Origin of the sequence: Hansschlegelia beijingensis, from assembly GCF_045505405.1 — a bacterium.
Taxonomy (GTDB): domain Bacteria; phylum Pseudomonadota; class Alphaproteobacteria; order Rhizobiales; family Methylopilaceae; genus Methylopila; species Methylopila beijingensis_A.
In genome coordinates this window covers 1-1,643 of record NZ_JBJKEX010000497.1, presented here as the reverse complement: position 1 = coordinate 1,643, position 1,643 = coordinate 1, and the positions used below count along the sequence as shown (strand labels likewise).

3 protein-coding genes are annotated in these 1,643 nt (G+C 71.2%); all 3 read right to left on the bottom strand.

The window, feature by feature from the left end; genetic code table 11:
* The coding region (locus ACIKT0_RS18025; RefSeq protein WP_407106701.1) for an ATP-binding cassette domain-containing protein at positions 1-338 on the bottom strand (338 nt) is incomplete at its 3' end.
* Positions 338-1,285 (bottom strand): FecCD family ABC transporter permease, encoded by a 948-nt coding sequence (locus tag ACIKT0_RS18020; RefSeq protein ID WP_407106702.1) that lies wholly within the window; start codon positions 1,283-1,285, stop codon positions 338-340. The genes ACIKT0_RS18020 and ACIKT0_RS18025, both read right to left, overlap by 1 nt.
* A gap of 47 nt (positions 1,286-1,332) precedes the next feature.
* A partial coding sequence (locus ACIKT0_RS18015) for a substrate-binding domain-containing protein (RefSeq protein ID WP_474998510.1) occupies positions 1,333-1,643 on the bottom strand: 311 nt, incomplete at its 5' end.

Sequence of the window (1,643 nt, the reverse complement as noted above, 5' to 3'; positions counted from 1 at the left end):
GGCGCCGATGCGCGGCCGAAGCGACGATGCGGCAGCCGCCCGAGCGCGACCAGGTGGCCAGCGCGCAGCGGCCAGTGCGCCTCGGAGGACTGTTCGAGATAGGCGAGGTGTTTCGACAGCGCTCGACGTCCGATCTCGGCGAGCCGGCGGCCGTCATAGGTCACCGCGCCCGCGTCGGGTTCCTGGAGGCCTGCGAGCGCGCGGAACAGCGTGGTCTTGCCGGCGCCGTTCGGGCCGATGAGGCCGACGAGTTCGCCCGGCCGCAGCGTCAGCGAGACGCGATCCACCCGCGGCACGTCGCGGAGCCGAACAGTGAGGTTCTCGGCCCTGATCTCCATCACGCCTCCCGCCTCAGTCGCCAGAGCAGGACCAGGAAGAACGGCGCTCCCATCAGCGCCGTGACGACGCCGAGCTTCAGTTCCGGACGCACCCCGACGAGCCGGACACCAATGTCGGCCGCGAGCACGAGCGCGGCGCCGCCGAGGCCCGAGACGAGCAGCAGACGGCCCGGCCTGCCGCCGACGAGGGGGCGGAGCAGGTGCGGGACGACCAGTCCGATGAAGCCGATCGCTCCCGTCACCGCGACCGACGCGCCGACCGACAGCGCCGTGCCGAAGATCAGCAGCAGCCTCACGCGGGTCATGTCGAAGCCGAGGCTGGTCGCCGTGTTCTCGCCGAGCGTCAAAGCGTCGAGCGCAGGACCGGAGGCGAAAATTATGAACCAGCCGACGGCCAGCAGCGGCAGGACGAGCAAGACATGGCCCATGCTGCGGTCGGCCAGCGAGCCCATCAGCCAGAACATCACCTCCATGGCCGCGTAGGGGTTCGGCGAGAGGTTGAGCGCGAGCGCCGTCAGCGCGCCGGCGAGGCTGTTGATGGCGACGCCCGCAAGGATCAGCGTCATGGTCGCCGAGCCGCGGCCCGCGAGTGCAAAGAGCAACGCGACCGCGACGCCGGCTCCCAGAATGCCGCCAATGGGCAGCGCCAGGCCGAAGCTAGCGGAAAGGCCGGAGTAGAACGCCGTCACCGCGCCGAAGGCGGCGGCGCCCGAGACGCCGATCACGCCGGCGTCCGCGAGAGGATTGCGGAGCAAGCCCTGCATCGCGGCGCCGGCGAGCCCGAGGCTGAAGCCGACCAGCGCCCCCATGATCGCGCGCGGCAGCCGAAGCTCCGTCAGCACCAGCGCGCCGAGCGAGGTTCCGCCTGCGAGCAGATCGGCCAGCGCGCCGCCGACATCGATCGCGGCGTAGCCGATCGTCACGGAAGCGACGAAGGCCGCGAGCATGAGCGCTGCGAGCGCGCCCACCAGCGCGACGTAAGGCGGGCACGTGCTCACTGCGGGCTCCCGGCCGCGTCGACGAGAATGTCGTAGGCGTCGGCGATGCTCGGCCCGTAGCAGGTCCAGAGTTTTGGCGGGACCTTCACGACGCGGACCCGGTCGCCGAGTCCCGCGAGGATCGGGTGGCTCAGGACCTCGGTCGCCATCGCGGGCGGGTCGGCCCGGTCGCCGTCGACAATCAGCAAGTCGACGCCGGCGAGGATGATCGTCTCGAGCGGCAGCTGCCCGTAATTGTCGAGCTTCAGCTCCGCCGCGACGTTCACCAGGCCGGCGCGCCGCATCAGTTCGTCGCTGAGGGAGCCCG

Coding starts and splice junctions, on each gene's coding strand:
- ACIKT0_RS18020 (WP_407106702.1), bottom strand. CDS start 1,285: ATGCTCGCGGCCTTCGTCGCTTCCGTGACGATCGGCTACGCCGCGATC.